A 15,645-nucleotide genomic window follows, 5' to 3' on the forward strand; every position below is an offset into this window, starting at 1 on the left:
TTTAACCCCGGTTTTCCGGGGTTTTTTCACGTTGACAGGCTTGGTTTGTGAAACGATTTGAATAAACTCCGACCAATCCGGTCACGTTATCCGTTCCGGTAGATAAAGAAAGGAAATGCCAATGAACAAGAACGAATTGGTTGCCGCAGTTGCGGAAAAGGGCGGTTTGACGAAGGCTGATGCCGGTACTGCTGTTGACGCCGTACTCGCTGCTGTTACCGGCGCCCTGAAGGCTGGTGAAGAAGTCCGTCTGCCTGGCTTCGGCGTTTTCTCCGTTTCGCATCGCGCTGCCTCGACCGGCCGTAACCCATCGACCGGCAAGGAAGTTGCTATTCCGGCTCGCAATGTGCCGAAGTTCTCGGCTGGCAAGGGCCTGAAGGACGCCGTAAACGGCTAATCATGATCTGGAGAGTGAAAGCTCTTCGAACGGATCGTGACGTTAAATTTCCAGCCATCGCGGCATGATCGCGAATGGCTGTCGAGAAGGCCCGGCATTGCCGGGCTTTTTTCGTAAGTGTAGTAAGCGTGAATGAGTACTTGCAACTGGATGTTGGCTTCTAAGAACCAAAAATATCCGTCAGGATTCTGGCCAGTGCGAAAACGGCTGCCAATGGTAGCAGCCAGTCGAAAAATATATCCGGGTTTTTCATGAGTGAAAGAATGCTCGGCTGATCTTGCGAGATTGCACCGCCAAATGACACCATTTGGCGGCTCAATGGACTAGCGGACGATCTTCAGCAGGGAAGTGCGCTTCCCGAAGATCATATCGGTGCACAATGTGCCTTTACGAGAAAGTCTGTAGGTAGCAGCAGGCCGCGTATCACAAATGGACTTCACAAAACGCAGTGCTGAGACGCGATCTGTGAAAAGTCCCCCGACAAGTCCCAGCCGGTCATAGACGACCCAGCGCCGTGCGGCTTCCTTGTCGACGATAAAGCGCGGCAGTGGAACGGCGGCGTTTCTCTGTTTTTTTGTGGTCATAGCGAGTGCTCCGTCCAGAGACGCAACCGCATTCACTGTGTAAGTTGCATGATGAGGAACGTCACCAGAACGCCGGCTCCAATCACGGTCATCAAGCGGAGCAGTATGCTGATGTCCTGGCGCAATTCTTCCTCGGTAATGGCTGAACTGATGTTCCGGGACCCTGCATGCGTACGCTTTGCTTTGCTCAGGAGTAAAAACAGGCCCAATTTTCCGTACATGATCGAAACCTCACTTCTGATGGTTACACGAATGTTTCAATTGCTGGGGGGCTAGGCTGGCGGTGTTTCAGCGCGCCGCCAGTGTGATGGAAAGTACCGCTTGCTGATGCTGCGCTATGAGCGCCGAGGGTGTTTCTTCCACATGGTCAATGGCAGCACAGGCCCGACGAATGGCGCTGGCGGTTTCTTCGCTGACGCCAACCAACGGCAGCCGTACATCTGGCGAGAAACCGCGCCGATGGTGCAAGGCGTACTTCACCGGAACGGGATTGGTATCCTGTTCCATGGCAGTCAGAAGAGGCTTCAATTTGAAGCCGAGCGTTCTGGCAGCGCAGGCATCGGCTCGCTTACAGGCTTCGTAAAGTTCGACAGTGGTTGCTGGAAGCACATTCGATATGACTGAAATCATTCCGTCTCCCCCCTCAAGATTGAAGGAAACGGCGGTCGCGTCATGTCCTGATAGTTGTATCAGCCGATCGTCTATACGACGAACGATGCGTTTGGGCCGGTCGAGTTCACCAGTCGCGTCCTTGATACCAATGACGGTCGGGAGTTCACTCAGCCGTTCGATAGTTTCCAGAGAAAGATCGACGCCGGTTCGCTTCGGGACATTATAAAGGATGATTGGTATCTGAACATTGCGAGCCACGGCTTCGAAGTGGCGATACAAGCCTTCCTGAGACGGACAGTTATAGTATGGCGTCACAATCAGGGCGGCGTCAGCACCGCAGGCAGCTGCAGCGCTCGTCAATGCAATTGTCGATACAGTATCGTTGGTGCCTGTTCCTGCAACAATGGGTACACGTCCTGCAGAGACGTCAACACAGGTTTTGATGAGGCTGATCTTTTCCGCCGTATTGAGAGTTGGGGCCTCCCCGGTCGTGCCACAGGGAGAAAGAGCATGGATGCCTTCTCCAATCTGCCACTCCACCAACTCGGCGAAAGCCTTGTGCGCCACTTCTCCGTTTTCAAATGGGGTAACAAGAGCGGTTGTTACTCCGCGCAATCTGGTTCTGAGTTCGTCATAAGCCATTGTTCTGGATCTCCGTTACCCGAACCTTCGACCGCAAACGAACCTCGCATATGTCGCAGAAGCCATTCAGAACGCAGTCTTGCCGGGCGTGAACAAGCTATGAGTCCCGGCGTATAAATTCGAGATCGGGAACAGACCCGGAGTATTAGAAAGTCGTATATTGCCTCAGGGCATGATGTGACCGCGCTGGCCGTTATAGCGACTAACGTTTTTATTCTCAGGTCCTTGCCCGTTCAGACAGAGGAGTATCCGCAAAAAAGCCGGGCACTGGGCCCGACTTCCAATAACTCTCTTTGCCTGCCGCTTATTCAGCAGCCTCTGAACTGCGCTTGGGGCGGCGTTCCAGCAGTTCCTTGAGGAAGTGGCCGGTGTAGGAGCGTTTCTCCTGCACGATGTCTTCCGGACGGCCCACGGCAACAATCTCGCCGCCGCCATCGCCACCTTCCGGTCCAAGGTCGATCACCCAGTCGGCAGTCTTGATGACTTCGAGATTATGCTCGATCACAACGACTGTGTTGCCCTGTTCCACCAACTCGTGCAGCACTTCGAGCAGCTTCGCCACATCGTGGAAGTGCAGGCCGGTTGTCGGTTCGTCCAGAATATAGAGCGTGCGGCCCGTTGCGCGGCGTGACAGTTCCTTGGCAAGTTTCACGCGCTGCGCTTCACCACCCGAAAGCGTCGTCGCCTGCTGGCCGACCTTGATATAGCCGAGACCCACCTTAACGAGCGTTTCCATCTTGTCGCGCACCGCAGGCACGGCTGAGAAAAACTCCGCGCCTTCCTCGACTGTCATATCCAGCACATCGGCGATGGACTTGCCCTTGAACAGGACTTCCAGCGTTTCGCGGTTATAGCGTTTGCCGTGACAGACATCACAAGTCACATAGACATCCGGCAGGAAGTGCATCTCGATCTTGATGACGCCATCGCCCTGGCAAGCCTCGCAGCGTCCGCCCTTCACATTGAACGAGAAGCGGCCCGCCTGATAACCGCGCGCCTTGGCTTCCGGCAGCCCCGCAAACCAGTCGCGGATCGGCGTGAAGGCACCCGTATAGGTTGCCGGGTTGGAACGAGGCGTACGACCAATCGGCGACTGGTCGATATCGATCACCTTGTCGAGGAACTCCAGTCCCTCAATACGGTCATGCTCAGCCGGATGCTCACGTGAACCCATGATGCGGCGCGAAGCGGCCTTGAACAGGGTTTCAATCAGAAAGGTGGACTTGCCGCCGCCTGAAACGCCGGTGACAGCGGTAAAGGTTCCAAGCGGAATATCCGCCGAGACATTTTTCAGATTGTTGCCGCGCGCGCCGACGACCTTGATGCGCTTGGACTTTGAAATCTTGCGGCGTTCCGCCGGAACGGCAACTTCCATCGCGCCTGACAGATATTTGCCAGTCAGCGAGTTCGCATTGGACATCACGTCCTGCGGCGACCCTTGAGCGATGATCTTGCCGCCATGGACACCTGCCGCAGGGCCGATATCGACCACATAGTCGGCAGTCAGGATCGCATCTTCGTCATGTTCGACCACGATGACCGTGTTGCCGAGATCGCGCAGATGGCGCAGCGTGTCGAGGAGACGCGCATTATCACGCTGATGCAGGCCGATGGATGGTTCATCCAGTACGTAAAGCACGCCGGTCAGGCCAGAGCCGATCTGCGAAGCAAGACGGATACGCTGGCTTTCACCGCCCGACAGCGTGCCGGAATTGCGCGCCAGCGTCAGATAGTCGAGGCCGACATCGTTGAGGAACTGCAGGCGCTCCCGGATTTCCTTGAGGATGCGGGCGGCAATCTCGCGCTGCTTGTCGTTAAAGCTGCTATCGATGTCGCGGAACCAGGCGTCGGCCTTGCGGATCGACATTTCCGTGATCTCGCCAACATGCTTCATGCCCACCTTGACCGCAAGCGCTTCCGGCTTCAGGCGGTAGCCGTTACAGGAAGGGCAGGGAGTCGAGGCCATGAAGCGCTCAATATCTTCGCGCGACCAGGCGGAATCGGTTTCCTTCCAGCGGCGTTCCAGATTGGGGATCACGCCCTCAAAAGGCTTCGTCGTCTGGTAGGAACGCAGGCCGTCATCATACTGGAAGGTGATTTCCTTGCCCTTGGTGCCATAGAGAATGGCCTGCTGGGCTTCTTCCGAAAGATCAACCCAGCGCGCACCGATCTTGAAGCCATAGGCTTTGCCAAGCGCTTCCAGCGTCTGATTGTAATAGGGCGACGAAGACCGCGCCCATGGGGCAATCGCGCCGTCCTTCAACACTGCCGTTTCGTCGGGAACGATCAGGTTCGGATCAATGGCCTGCTGCGTGCCGAGACCATCACAGGTCGGGCAGGCGCCGAACGGGTTGTTGAACGAGAACAGGCGCGGTTCGATTTCTGGAATGGTGAAACCGGAAACCGGGCAGGCAAACTTTTCCGAAAACAGAATGCGCTCATGCGTTTCGTTGGCCGACTTGTTTGCAGCACCACCTTCAGCCGTTTCTTCCGGCGGCAGCGGCTTGTCAGCAAACTCAGCGACGGCCAGACCTTCGGCAAGCTTGAGGCAGGTTTCAAGACTGTCGGCGAGGCGGGTTGACAGGTCAGGGCGCACCACAACGCGGTCCACCACAACATCGATGTCGTGCTTGTACTTCTTGTCCAGCGCCGGAACGTCGGCGATTTCATAGAAGGTGCCGTCCACCTTGACGCGCTGAAAGCCCTTCTTCTGAAGCTCTGCCAGCTCCTTCTTGTACTCGCCCTTGCGGCCACGAACGATGGGCGCGAGGATATAAAGGCGCGTGCCTTCTTCCAGCGCCATGACCCGATCAACCATCTGGCTGACGGTCTGGCTCTCAATGGGAAGGCCGGTTGCAGGCGAATAGGGCACGCCCACGCGCGCAAAGAGCAGGCGCATATAGTCGTAGATTTCGGTGACGGTGCCGACCGTCGAACGCGGATTGCGGCTCGTCGTCTTCTGTTCAATGGAAATGGCAGGAGATAGGCCGTCGATCTGGTCGACATCCGGCTTCTGCATCATTTCGAGGAACTGGCGCGCATAGGCCGAAAGACTTTCGACATAACGGCGCTGGCCTTCCGCATAGATCGTGTCGAAGGCAAGCGAGGATTTGCCCGAGCCGGAAAGCCCCGTCATCACGATCAGCTTGTCGCGAGGCAGATCGAGATCGACATTTTTCAGATTGTGTTCGCGCGCGCCACGTATGGAAATGAATTTCTGATCGCTCATTCCGCGTCCTGCCTGCTCATGATGCCATGGATAACGGGCGCCGAATGGTAAAACACGTCGCGCCGGTGTCTAATATGGGGTGAAACGCTCCAATAAGAAGGGGGCTCCGGTCATTCATCGGTGCACTCTTATCATTAGAACAAATATCGAACAACCAGCCTTCTGATAGGCGATACGAAATGTGAACGCAAGAGCGTTGACTGTCACTCCTGACAGGAGCAGACTACCCTTACTCGCTGATAGCGGAGAGGTGCCGCGGTGGGATGACACGGCATCGGCAAGAGGTCCGCAGGAGGCGGGGAGACCCAGTAGGGAGGTAAAGGAGCATGAGTCCACCTGACTACAGTGCCTAGCTTTCACAGAGATGAAAGCACAATCCGTTTCGGTTGCGGCAGCATCTTTTCGCAAGGAATGATGCCTCGTTGATCGAAAGTGTGATTGCCGACAATTTGAATTTGCGCGGAATGCAAATGGCCGTGCGCCTTTGCGATCCGAAAAGACCTGCCGACGAATTAATGTCGACACATGAGCATTGCTCAAACCCCAAGCCCTGCGCGCCAAAGATACAGTGAGCGGCAGGGCTTTTCCTTGGAAGTTGATCCCGTTTGCCAAGCGCAGGCAGCTATTGCTTTATGAAGGTTGTCGGCAAGGCTGTTTTGAAATTAAGGCAGATGCCGTTTCAGCCCCTGAAATGAGGCAAACTGCATTATCAGCGCGGTAAACGGTGCAAAAACCCACTGAAATTTATGGCGTACGCAAGGCTTTTTAATGTCGGAAGGTTGCATTTTGAACAAAACAAGAACATAAACTCTGTGGACATTGAAGAATTCACCGGCCCGGATTGAGCGCGCTTTGAGCCAGTCCTGTAAGGTGAACATATGAGTTTCTGGTGATGGCGCATTGTTGCGCCTGATCTTTCATTTGAAAAGTGCCTCTTGTCCGCGCGAAGCAGTGCGGAAAGAGTGTGCATGCAAGACCCGGAGTAATTTTCGATGGCTGGTAGCGTCAATAAAGTCATTCTGGTCGGCAATCTTGGTGCCGATCCGGAAATTCGTCGTCTGAATTCCGGCGACGTGGTTGCCAATCTGCGCATTGCAACGTCGGAAAGCTGGCGCGATCGCCAGAGCGGCGAACGCAAGGACCGCACCGAATGGCACAGCGTTGTCATCTTCAATGAAAACCTCGCCAAGGTTGCGGAACAATATCTGAAGAAGGGCGCCAAGGTTTACATCGAAGGCGCGCTCCAGACCCGCAAATGGCAGGATCAGAACGGCAATGACCGTTATTCGACGGAAGTCGTGCTGCAGAAGTTCCGTGGTGAGCTGCAGATGCTCGATAGCCGTGGTGAAGGCGGCGGTGAAGGCCGTTCGTTCGGCGGCGGTGGCGGCAACCGTAACCAGATGTCTGATTATTCCGGTGGCGGCGGTGATTTCGGCTCGTCTGGCCCATCCAATCAGGGTGGCAGCAGCGGTGGCTTCTCGCGCGATCTGGACGACGAAATTCCTTTCTGAGAACGAATATAATCCAGTTTATAAGTGAATTACGATAAGGCGCTGTTTTACAGCGCCTTTTCTATTGGATCATACTTCCGATTTTCTAGGAAAAATGATGTCTGATCGCGAGCTCGTCAGCGTGATTTGCCCTCAGATTTAACCTGCTCGCCGTCCTCTTTGGTGAATGATGCGACGGGGTTTTCCAGAAGCGGCAGAACCAGCTCAGACGGACGGCAAAGCCTGGTGCCGCGCGGCGTTTCGACGATGGGCCGGTTAATCAGAATCGGATGGGCCATCATGAAATCGATCAGCTCGTCGTCTGTCCATTTCGGATCGGACAGCCCGAGTTCAGCATAGGGCGTGCCTTTCTCGCGCAGCAGTTCGCGCGGTGTCATGTTCATTGCCGCCAGCAGACCGAGCAGACGTTCCCGCGTGGGTGGATTCTGCACATATTCGATGATGACGGGCTCTTCGCCACTCGCACGGATCATTGCCAGCGTGTTGCGCGAGGTGCCGCATTTCGGATTGTGAAAAATAGTGACGGTCATCGGGAGTTTCCTGTCTGTGTTGAAAGCACCATGCGTGGTTGGCACCAGCATGGGTCAGTTCATATCATTCATCTGCGGGTCGCCGGGATAAGTGTCGATAGAAAACTCCATATTATCGGCTGAAAACCGTGTCAGCGAATACTGGATGGGCACACCGTCAGTGTTCACATTGATTGCCTTAGCCGTCAGCACAATGGCGCCGGGCGAAAGCTTCAAATGTTTCAGATCATCCGAATCCGCATGGCGGGCGGATATGATTGTCGATTTACGGAAGTAGTCGGCAATACCTGCTTTTCGGAAAGCCACGGTTATTGAACCGCTTGCCGCATAATCCTCGGCGATTTCCGGAAATTGTTCGGCACTGATCCAGAGCGTTGCGCGCGACACAGGGCGTCCGTCAGCGCTGTGCAAGGTTTCCAGCCGCAGGACCGGTGAACCAGGCTCGATCTCTAGCGCCTCGGCTATATCCGGAGAGGCAGGCGCTGTGCCGGAAGCGAGCAGCGCGCCCTTCATGTCGCGCACCTGCGAAGCCAGCGATTGCGAAATGCGGGTGCGACGTCCGATCTGGTAGGTGAGGCGCTTTGCATTGGCAACGAAGGTGCCGCGCCCTTGCTCGGCACGCAGTACGCCTTCCTGCGTCAGCGCGGCGATGGCGCTGCGCACCGTATGGCGATTGACTCCAAACCTGTCGGCAAGTTCCATCTCGGCGGGCATACGCGCACCGGACTGAAGCCTGCCAGCCCTGATCTCACCGCGTATCTCGTCGGCAATCTGCCTCCAGATCGCCACGCCGCTGTTTCTCTCAATTCGTCTGGTCTTTGTCATCAACTGTCATCGTCCTGTCATTGGCAGGGTGTAATCATTCTGGTATTGTATAGTTGTCTATATAACTAGACAATTTGAGAGGTCAAGTCAACGGGAACGCATCCCGAAAAACATGAAACAGTTTTCGGACAAGATGCGCCTCAAAACAAACTCCAGAGCGACGATCTGATGCAATCAGGTCAAAGCGCGCTCTGGAACTAACAGGGCAGGGAAGCTCATGTACGGTACGGAGCAAAGTGCGAAGGGAGGCGGAGCCGGTTCCGCCACTGAAAGCGGAACGGTGCCGGATGCAGTGCCAGATTCAGTTCAAGCCGCACGGCAGGCAAGCATGGCAGTTCTTGCACGTGCAAGCGGCGAAGAGCTGCAAGCTTTCTGGCAGGCATGGTCCAACAAGTCGGAATTTGAAGTTCTGCGCGGACCGGAAACCGGTCTCGTAATGCTGCGTGGCCGCATTGGCGGCGGCGGCGCACCCTTCAATGTCGGCGAGGCAACGGTGACGCGCGCTACGGTGCGGCTCTCCGACGGATCGGTCGGCCACTCTTATGCGCTCGGTCGCGATCAGGAAAAGGCGCGGCTTGCCGCTGTCTTTGATGCATTGTGGCTCAATGAAGGCCATCGCGATGCCGTGGAGGCACAAGTGCTGAATGTCTTGCGCAAGCGGCTGGACGATGCCGACGTCAAGCTGCGCGGCGAAGCCGCCGCTACCAAGGTCGATTTCTTCACAATGGTCCGGGGAGACAATTGATGCTTCCTTTTTCTCTCGAAAACAGCACTTCCTCTGCGTTTGAAGGTGGCTTTGACGATCCGGTGACGAATGCGCAGTCGGCTTTTCATGCCGTCATGCACGCCATGGCTAATCCCGGTCGCATTTATCCATTGGCGCGCACAGCCACACCACCGCAGCCGCTGACGCCTGAACTGGGCGTTATTGCAGCAACCCTGCTCGATCACGATGCAACTGTCTGGTGCGATGCAGCGATAGCAGCTGATGAAAGCGCAACCGCCTGGCTTACTTTCCACACGGGCGCACCGCGTGTCGAAAGTGCGAATGCCGCACAATTCGCTCTGGCCAGCAATGTTTCGCTGCTGCCGTCTCTGGCAGGGTTTTCGCAGGGTGATGCCGAATTTCCCGACCGTTCGACAACCGTTGTTCTCGCTGTTGCGTCGCTGACAAGCGGACAGGGCTTTGTGCTGAAAGGCCCCGGTATTGATGGCGAACGTGCACTTCAGGTTGATGGCCTGCCGCAGGATTTCATCCAGCAATGGCGTGAGAACGGCGCACAATACCCGCTCGGCATTGATCTTGTTCTGGTCTGCGACGGCGCTGTTGCAGCGCTTCCCCGCACAACCCGCGTTTCTGCTCTGGAGGGCTGAAAATGTATGTTGCCGTAAAGGGTGGCGAAACGGCCATCCATAATGCCCACCGTCTTCTAGATGATCGTCGTCGCGGCGACCGTTCGGTTCCGGCACTGCGTCTCGATCAGATTGCCGAACAGCTGGCGCTGGCGGTTGATCGCGTCATGGCCGAAGGTTCGCTCTATGATCGCGAACTGGCAGCACTTGCTGTTCGTCAGTCGCGCGGCGATCTGATCGAGGCAATCTTTCTGGTGCGCGCCTACCGCACAACCTTGCCGCGTTTTGGCTATTCGCGGCCGATGGAAACCGCTGAAATGCTGATCGAACGTCGCATTTCTGCGACCTACAAGGATCTGCCGGGCGGTCAGTTGCTCGGACCGACCTTTGATTACACGCATCGTCTGCTCGACCCAGATCTGGCCGGTGATGTTGCCGTTCCGGAACCCGAAATGCGGGAAGCCGTGAAGGAAGAAACGCCGCGTGTAACCGATATTCTTGGCGCGGTCGGCATGATTGAGGATGATGGTTCCCTACCGGAAGGTCACGAACCGGGCGACCTGACCCGCGAACCGTGGACATTCCCGATGGAGCGCGATCTGCGGCTTCAGGCATTGGCACGCGGTGATGAAGGCTTCCTGCTGGCGCTCGGCTATTCCACCCAGCGCGGCTATGGCAACAACCATCCTTTCGTCGGCGAAATCCGCATTGGCGAAGTGGATGTCGAGTTCGACGTGCCGGAACTTGGTTTTGCCGTCTCGCTCGGTCGTGTGCAGCTGACCGAATGCCAGATGGTCAATCAGTTCAAAGGTTCGGCCAAGCAGCCGCCGCAATTCACGCGCGGTTACGGTCTGGTTTTCGGCCAGAGCGAACGCAAGGCCATGTCCATGTCGCTCTGCGACCGTGCACTGCGCGTGCGGGAATTCGATGCGGATGTGACGGCACCTGCCGAGGACGAGGAATTCGTTATCTCGCATTCCGACAATGTGCAGGCGACGGGTTTCGTCGAGCATCTGAAACTGCCGCATTACGTGGATTTCCAGGCAGAACTCGACCTCATCCGCCGCATGCGTGCGGAATATGACCAAGCGCACAATGAGACTGAAGGCGTAACGAAGGAGGCCGCAGAATGAGCGATCTGGCCAATTATAACTTCGCCTATCTGGACGAACAGACCAAGCGGATGATCCGCCGCGCCATCCTGAAGGCCATCGCAATACCGGGCTATCAGGTGCCTTTTGCCAGCCGTGAAATGCCGATGCCTTATGGCTGGGGCACCGGCGGCGTGCAGGTGACGGCTGCCATTCTGGGGCCGAATGATGTGCTGAAGGTCATCGATCAGGGTGCCGATGACACGACCAATGCCGTTTCCATCCGCGCCTTCTTCCAGAAGACTGCCGATGTCGCCGTCACCACCCATACGGGCGAGGCGACCATCATCCAGACCCGCCACCGTATCCCGGAATATCCGCTGACCGAGGGGCAGGTGATTGTCTATCAGGTGCCGATCCCGGAACCGCTGCGTTTTCTGGAGCCACGCGAAACGGAAACTCGCAAGATGCATGCGCTTGCCGAATATGGCCTCATGCATGTGAAGCTTTATGAAGATATTGCGCGCCACGGTCATATCGCCAAGACCTACGATTATCCGGTGATGATCGAAGGCCGCTATGTGATGGCGCCTTCGCCGACGCCGAAATTCGACAATCCGAAAATGCATATGTCTCCGGCATTGCAGCTGTTCGGCGCCGGTCGTGAAAAGCGCATTTATGCCGTCCCGCCCTATACGCAGGTGGTCAGCCTCGATTTCGAGGATCATCCGTTCGAAGTGCAGAAGTTCAAGGAACCCTGTGCGCTGTGCGGTGCCAAGGGTGTCTATCTGGATGAAGTCGTGCTCGATGATCGCGGCGGCTCGATGTTCGTCTGCTCCGACACTGATTTTTGCGAAGACCGTCAGGCCAACGGCCATTTCGGTCATCTGGCTGCAAACAAGGAGGCCGCGGCCAAGGAGACCGTAAAATGAACAGCGAACCCCTGCTGAGAGTAAACAGCCTGTCGAAGTTTTACGGCAATCGCCGTGGCTGTGCAGACATTTCCTTCAATCTGTGGCCAGGCGAAGTGCTGGCCATCGTCGGCGAATCCGGTTCGGGCAAGACAACGCTCCTGAACAGTCTGGCAACCCGTCTGGAGCCGACTTCGGGTACCGTCGAATACCGGATGCGTGACGGTGAATTCCGCGATCTCTACAAGATTGGTGAAGCGGAACGCCGTTTCCTGATGCGGACCGACTGGGGTTTTGTGCACCAGAACCCGGCAGACGGATTGCGTATGACGGTTTCGGCTGGTGCCAATGTCGGCGAACGCCTGATGGCTGTTGGTGAGCGACACTATGGCAATATCCGCTCGACGGCCACGGAATGGCTGGGACGTGTCGAAATCGCTTCCGACCGTATCGACGATCAGCCGCGTGCCTTCTCTGGCGGCATGCGTCAGCGCTTGCAGATTGCCCGCAATCTGGTGACGGCTCCGCGACTTGTTTTCATGGATGAACCGACCGGCGGTCTCGATGTGTCTGTGCAGGCACGTCTTCTCGACCTGTTGCGCGGCCTCGTCAGCGATCTTGGTCTGTCGGTGATCATCGTTACTCACGATCTTGCCGTAGCCCGGCTTCTGTCCCATCGGATCATGGTCATGAAAGACGGCCATATTGTCGAACAGGGCCTGACCGACCGCGTACTGGATGACCCGCAGGCGCCATATACGCAACTGCTCGTGTCGTCTATTTTGCAGGTTTAGTAAATTAAAACAGATGTTTGCAGCGTGTTGTTCGTAAATTAGCGAAACTTCATGCGTGAGGTGAGAAATGACACAAGTTAGAACATCCTCTCCGCTGGCGGTGTCGGGTCTGGCGAAGACGTTCACGATGCACTTGCAGGGTGGCATTCAGTTGCCAGTCGTAAGTAACGTGGACTTCAATCTCGAAGCAGGTGAATGCGCCGTGCTTGGCGGACCTTCCGGTGCCGGTAAAAGCTCCATTCTCAAGATGGTCTATGGCAATTATGCCGTGAATGCAGGTTCGATCCTCATTCGTCACGAAGACCGTATGGTGGATCTGGCAACAGCCGATCCACGTGAAGTGCTGGCGGTGCGGCGCGATACGATTGGCTATGTCAGCCAGTTTCTGCGCACATTGCCGCGCGTCGCGGCAATCGATGTGGTTGCCGAGCCTCTGGTTGCGCGTGGCGTCGATCGCGAAGTAGCGTTGAACCGCGCACGCGAGCTTCTGTCACAGCTCAACCTGCCGGAACGGCTGTGGGCCTTGCCGCCTGCAACCTTCTCCGGCGGCGAACAGCAGCGCGTGAACATCGCGCGCGGTTTCATCACAGATCATCCGATACTGCTGCTCGATGAGCCGACGGCCTCGCTCGATGCGAAGAACCGGGCTGTCGTGGTTGATCTCATCAAGACCAAGAAGGAGCAGGGCGTCGCCATGCTAGGCATCTTCCACGATGAAGATGTGCGTACGGAGGTTGCGGACCGGATTATCGACGTGACAGCTTTCTCTCCGAGGGCTGCCGCATGACCAAGCTATCGGTAGAACCGCTGGTGCATGAAACCGCCATCGTCAGCGGTTGCACACTCGGTCGCTACACAGAGATAGGCGAGCGCAACCGCGTTTCGGAAACTGTGCTCGATGACTATTCCTATCTCGGCGTCGATTGCGAAATCTGGTGTGCGGAGATTGGCAAGTTTTCCAATATCGCCAGCCATGTGCGCATCAACGCCACCAACCATCCGACATGGCGTCCGACGCTGCATCATTTCACCTACCGTGCCGGTGATTACTGGCCGGAGGAAAAGGATGAGACGGATTTTTTTGAGTGGCGTCGCGGCAATGCCGTGAAAATCGGTCACGACACATGGCTTGGCCATGGCTCCACCATCTTGCCGGGTGTGACGGTTGGCAATGGTGCGGTTGTTGGGGCCGGAGCAGTGGTGAGCAAGGACGTTGCACCCTATACGATTGTGGGCGGTGTGCCTGCGCGTCTCATTCGCGAACGTTTCGATGCCGCGACCGGCAATCGTCTGGATCGGCTGGCCTGGTGGGACTGGAGCCATGATCGTCTGCATGAAGCGCTCGATGATTTCCGCGCGCTCGATATCGAAGCTTTCCTCTCGAAATATGAAACTGCCGCTAACACGAATGCGGTGATGAAAGAGCTATCCCATGGCTAATGAAATCGTTCTGAAAAATGCGCAGATCGTGCTCGCTGACGAGATTGTTTCCGGTTCTATCCTGATCCGTGACGGCAAAATTGCAGCCATCGATCAGGGCTATGCCAATGGCGGCGATGACATGGATGGCGATTATGTCATACCGGGCCTCATCGAGCTGCACACCGACCAGCTCGAAAGCCATTACGCGCCGCGTCCGAAAGTGCGCTGGAATGTCGACGCTGCGGTTCAGGCCCATGATGCGCAGGTTGCAGCATCGGGCATCACGACGGTTTTCGATGCGATGCGCGTCGGCTCCGACTATGACCGCGACTTCGTCGGCAAGGATATGCGCATGCTTGCGGATGCCATTGAAAGCGGTGTTCGCGAAAACCGGCTGCGTGCAGACCACTTTCTGCATCTGCGCTGCGAAGTGTCATCTGCAGATTGCCTTGAAACATTCGAGCTTTTTGCGGGCGATGACCGCGTAAAACTCGCTTCGCTGATGGATCATGCGCCGGGACAGCGTCAATTCGTTGATCTTGAGACCTATCGCACTTATTACATGCGCAAGATGAAGCTCACGGATGAGGAGTTCCGGGTGCATTGTGAGAAGCGCATGGCGGATTCGGACGCCTATTCGGCCAATCATCGCCGCGCCATTGCCGAAATGGCTGCGACACGTGGCATCGTTCTGGCCAGCCATGACGATGCGACCAGTGCGCATGTCGATGAATCGCTCGACCATGGCGTGCGGATTGCCGAGTTTCCGACCACGATGGAAGCGGCCAATGCTTCGAAAGGCGCAGGCCTCTCGATCCTGATGGGTGCGCCGAACATCGTTCGCGGTGGCTCGCACTCCGGCAATATCGCCGCACGCGATCTCGTCGATAATGGCAGCCTCGACATTCTGTCTTCGGACTATATTCCGTTCAGCCTCATTCAGTCGGCTTTCGGCCTTGCTTCGGGCGAACGTCCGATTGCGCTGCCACAGGCTGTCCGCCTCGTGACCAAGAACCCCGCTGATGCCATGGCTATGGATGATCGCGGCGAAATCGCCATCGGCAAGCGTGCCGATCTGGTTCGCGTGCGCCCCAAAGGTGCGATTCCGGTTGTGCGCACTGTCTGGCGCGAAGGTGATCGGGTGCTTTGATGCAGATGCAATCCGATATGCCGAAAGGCTGTTTCGTCGCCGTTGTCGGCCCCAGCGGGGCCGGCAAGGATACGATCATGGATGCAGCGCGTGTGGCTCTTGCGGGCGACACGCGTTTTCATTTTGTGCGCCGCATCATCACCCGCCCGCAAATGCCGGGCACGGAAGATCATGACAGTCTGGATGAAGCATCTTTTGCAAAAGCTGCAGGCGAGGGAGCCTTCGCTCTGCACTGGCAGGCACATGGCCTGAGCTATGGATTGCCGAAATCGCTTGAGGATGAAATCGCTGAGGGCACGGTGGTGATAGCCAACGTTTCGCGCCGGGTTCTGGGCGATATCCGCAGGCTCTACACGTCGCGCTCTGTGGTTGTGATAACGGCCCGATCGGACGTTCTGGCAGAACGGCTTGCGTCGCGTGGTCGTGAAAGCCGGGAAGAAATCACCGCGCGGCTTGCGCGTGAAGTGAGCTTCGATGACGATGCCGGAGATGTTGTCACAATAGACAATTCAGGTGATGTCAATGCATCCACAGAGACCTTCCTTCGTCATTTGAAGGAAATAACTGTTAAAACAATTGCTTAAGTGAAAGATC

Annotated in this window: 16 protein-coding genes; 11 read left to right on the forward strand and 5 right to left on the reverse strand. The window is 56.5% G+C overall.

Annotated features, from left to right (window positions below):
* Positions 1-121 precede the first annotated feature (121 nt).
* Complete coding sequence (locus tag LJ361_RS05895; protein ID WP_006470422.1) at positions 122-397, forward strand: HU family DNA-binding protein; 276 nt, start codon at positions 122-124, stop codon at positions 395-397.
* A 323-nt stretch (positions 398-720) separates the two neighbouring features.
* Here the strand turns inward: LJ361_RS05895 and LJ361_RS05900 are convergent, their stop codons facing one another.
* The 3 genes from LJ361_RS05900 to uvrA form a co-directional block, all read right to left on the reverse strand.
* Positions 721-981: a hypothetical protein gene (locus LJ361_RS05900; RefSeq protein ID WP_029924881.1), complete on the reverse strand. Its 261-nt coding sequence runs from the start codon at positions 979-981 to the stop codon at positions 721-723.
* 288 nt (positions 982-1,269) lie between these two features.
* Complete coding sequence (gene dapA, locus LJ361_RS05905) at positions 1,270-2,235, reverse strand: 4-hydroxy-tetrahydrodipicolinate synthase (RefSeq protein WP_105529051.1); 966 nt, start codon at positions 2,233-2,235, stop codon at positions 1,270-1,272.
* A 304-nt stretch (positions 2,236-2,539) separates the two neighbouring features.
* On the reverse strand, positions 2,540-5,464 hold the full coding sequence (gene uvrA / locus LJ361_RS05910) for an excinuclease ABC subunit UvrA (RefSeq protein ID WP_010660138.1): 2,925 nt from the start codon (positions 5,462-5,464) through the stop codon (positions 2,540-2,542).
* 992 nt (positions 5,465-6,456) lie between these two features.
* Here uvrA and ssb point away from each other — a divergent pair.
* The gene (gene ssb / locus LJ361_RS05915) at positions 6,457-6,975 is read left to right on the forward strand and encodes a single-stranded DNA-binding protein (protein ID WP_029924876.1); all 519 of its coding nucleotides are present in this window, start codon (positions 6,457-6,459) and stop codon (positions 6,973-6,975) included.
* Positions 6,976-7,091: 116 nt separating this feature from the next.
* Here ssb and arsC read toward each other — a convergent pair whose 3' ends face one another.
* Positions 7,092-7,505: an arsenate reductase (glutaredoxin) gene (arsC, locus tag LJ361_RS05920; RefSeq protein WP_105529052.1), complete on the reverse strand. Its 414-nt coding sequence runs from the start codon at positions 7,503-7,505 to the stop codon at positions 7,092-7,094.
* 54 nt (positions 7,506-7,559) lie between these two features.
* The gene (phnF, locus tag LJ361_RS05925; protein ID WP_162998213.1) at positions 7,560-8,333 is read right to left on the reverse strand and encodes a phosphonate metabolism transcriptional regulator PhnF; all 774 of its coding nucleotides are present in this window, start codon (positions 8,331-8,333) and stop codon (positions 7,560-7,562) included.
* Between the two features lie 325 nt (positions 8,334-8,658).
* On the opposite strand from phnF, the gene phnG reads away from it, so the two are divergent.
* The 9 genes from phnG to phnN all read left to right on the forward strand — a co-directional run bounded on the left by phnG (position 8,659) and on the right by phnN (position 15,635).
* The gene (phnG, locus tag LJ361_RS05930) at positions 8,659-9,075 is read left to right on the forward strand and encodes a phosphonate C-P lyase system protein PhnG (protein ID WP_413775052.1); all 417 of its coding nucleotides are present in this window, start codon (positions 8,659-8,661) and stop codon (positions 9,073-9,075) included.
* A complete protein-coding gene (phnH, locus tag LJ361_RS05935; RefSeq protein ID WP_105529054.1) occupies positions 9,075-9,704 on the forward strand; it encodes a phosphonate C-P lyase system protein PhnH in 630 nt (209 codons plus the stop codon). The genes phnG and phnH overlap by 1 nt, the downstream gene beginning before the upstream one ends.
* Positions 9,705-9,706: 2 nt before the next feature.
* Entirely contained in the window at positions 9,707-10,816 is a 1,110-nt protein-coding gene (locus LJ361_RS05940; RefSeq protein ID WP_010660131.1) for a carbon-phosphorus lyase complex subunit PhnI, read from the forward strand.
* The gene (locus LJ361_RS05945; protein WP_264812986.1) at positions 10,813-11,706 is read left to right on the forward strand and encodes an alpha-D-ribose 1-methylphosphonate 5-phosphate C-P-lyase PhnJ; all 894 of its coding nucleotides are present in this window, start codon (positions 10,813-10,815) and stop codon (positions 11,704-11,706) included. Before LJ361_RS05940 ends, LJ361_RS05945 begins: the two co-directional genes overlap by 4 nt.
* The gene (gene phnK, locus LJ361_RS05950) at positions 11,703-12,479 is read left to right on the forward strand and encodes a phosphonate C-P lyase system protein PhnK (RefSeq protein ID WP_010660129.1); all 777 of its coding nucleotides are present in this window, start codon (positions 11,703-11,705) and stop codon (positions 12,477-12,479) included. Before LJ361_RS05945 ends, phnK begins: the two co-directional genes overlap by 4 nt.
* 67 nt (positions 12,480-12,546) lie before the next feature.
* Entirely contained in the window at positions 12,547-13,266 is a 720-nt protein-coding gene (phnL, locus tag LJ361_RS05955) for a phosphonate C-P lyase system protein PhnL (RefSeq protein WP_036563687.1), read from the forward strand.
* Positions 13,263-13,919, forward strand: coding sequence for a DapH/DapD/GlmU-related protein (locus LJ361_RS05960; RefSeq protein ID WP_105529056.1), 657 nt, complete (start codon positions 13,263-13,265; stop codon positions 13,917-13,919). Before phnL ends, LJ361_RS05960 begins: the two co-directional genes overlap by 4 nt.
* Positions 13,912-15,051, forward strand: a complete 1,140-nt coding sequence (locus LJ361_RS05965; RefSeq protein WP_029924865.1) for an alpha-D-ribose 1-methylphosphonate 5-triphosphate diphosphatase — start codon at positions 13,912-13,914, stop codon at positions 15,049-15,051. Before LJ361_RS05960 ends, LJ361_RS05965 begins: the two co-directional genes overlap by 8 nt.
* A gap of 5 nt (positions 15,052-15,056) precedes the next feature.
* Positions 15,057-15,635, forward strand: a complete 579-nt coding sequence (phnN, locus tag LJ361_RS05970; protein WP_105529150.1) for a phosphonate metabolism protein/1,5-bisphosphokinase (PRPP-forming) PhnN — start codon at positions 15,057-15,059, stop codon at positions 15,633-15,635.
* Positions 15,636-15,645: the final 10 nt, after the last annotated feature.

The organism is Brucella sp. JSBI001, from assembly GCF_026014005.1.
In the GTDB taxonomy this organism is placed as follows: domain Bacteria; phylum Pseudomonadota; class Alphaproteobacteria; order Rhizobiales; family Rhizobiaceae; genus Brucella; species Brucella anthropi.

Coding starts and splice junctions, on each gene's coding strand:
- LJ361_RS05895 (WP_006470422.1), top strand. CDS start 122: ATGAACAAGAACGAATTGGTTGCCGCAGTTGCGGAAAAGGGCGGTTTG.
- LJ361_RS05900 (WP_029924881.1), bottom strand. CDS start 981: ATGACCACAAAAAAACAGAGAAACGCCGCCGTTCCACTGCCGCGCTTT.
- dapA (WP_105529051.1), bottom strand. CDS start 2,235: ATGGCTTATGACGAACTCAGAACCAGATTGCGCGGAGTAACAACCGCT.
- uvrA (WP_010660138.1), bottom strand. CDS start 5,464: ATGAGCGATCAGAAATTCATTTCCATACGTGGCGCGCGCGAACACAAT.
- ssb (WP_029924876.1), top strand. CDS start 6,457: ATGGCTGGTAGCGTCAATAAAGTCATTCTGGTCGGCAATCTTGGTGCC.
- arsC (WP_105529052.1), bottom strand. CDS start 7,505: ATGACCGTCACTATTTTTCACAATCCGAAATGCGGCACCTCGCGCAAC.
- phnG (WP_413775052.1), top strand. CDS start 8,659: ATGGCAGTTCTTGCACGTGCAAGCGGCGAAGAGCTGCAAGCTTTCTGG.
- phnH (WP_105529054.1), top strand. CDS start 9,075: ATGCTTCCTTTTTCTCTCGAAAACAGCACTTCCTCTGCGTTTGAAGGT.
- LJ361_RS05940 (WP_010660131.1), top strand. CDS start 9,707: ATGTATGTTGCCGTAAAGGGTGGCGAAACGGCCATCCATAATGCCCAC.
- LJ361_RS05945 (WP_264812986.1), top strand. CDS start 10,813: ATGAGCGATCTGGCCAATTATAACTTCGCCTATCTGGACGAACAGACC.
- phnK (WP_010660129.1), top strand. CDS start 11,703: ATGAACAGCGAACCCCTGCTGAGAGTAAACAGCCTGTCGAAGTTTTAC.
- phnL (WP_036563687.1), top strand. CDS start 12,547: ATGACACAAGTTAGAACATCCTCTCCGCTGGCGGTGTCGGGTCTGGCG.
- LJ361_RS05960 (WP_105529056.1), top strand. CDS start 13,263: ATGACCAAGCTATCGGTAGAACCGCTGGTGCATGAAACCGCCATCGTC.
- LJ361_RS05965 (WP_029924865.1), top strand. CDS start 13,912: ATGGCTAATGAAATCGTTCTGAAAAATGCGCAGATCGTGCTCGCTGAC.
- phnN (WP_105529150.1), top strand. CDS start 15,057: ATGCAATCCGATATGCCGAAAGGCTGTTTCGTCGCCGTTGTCGGCCCC.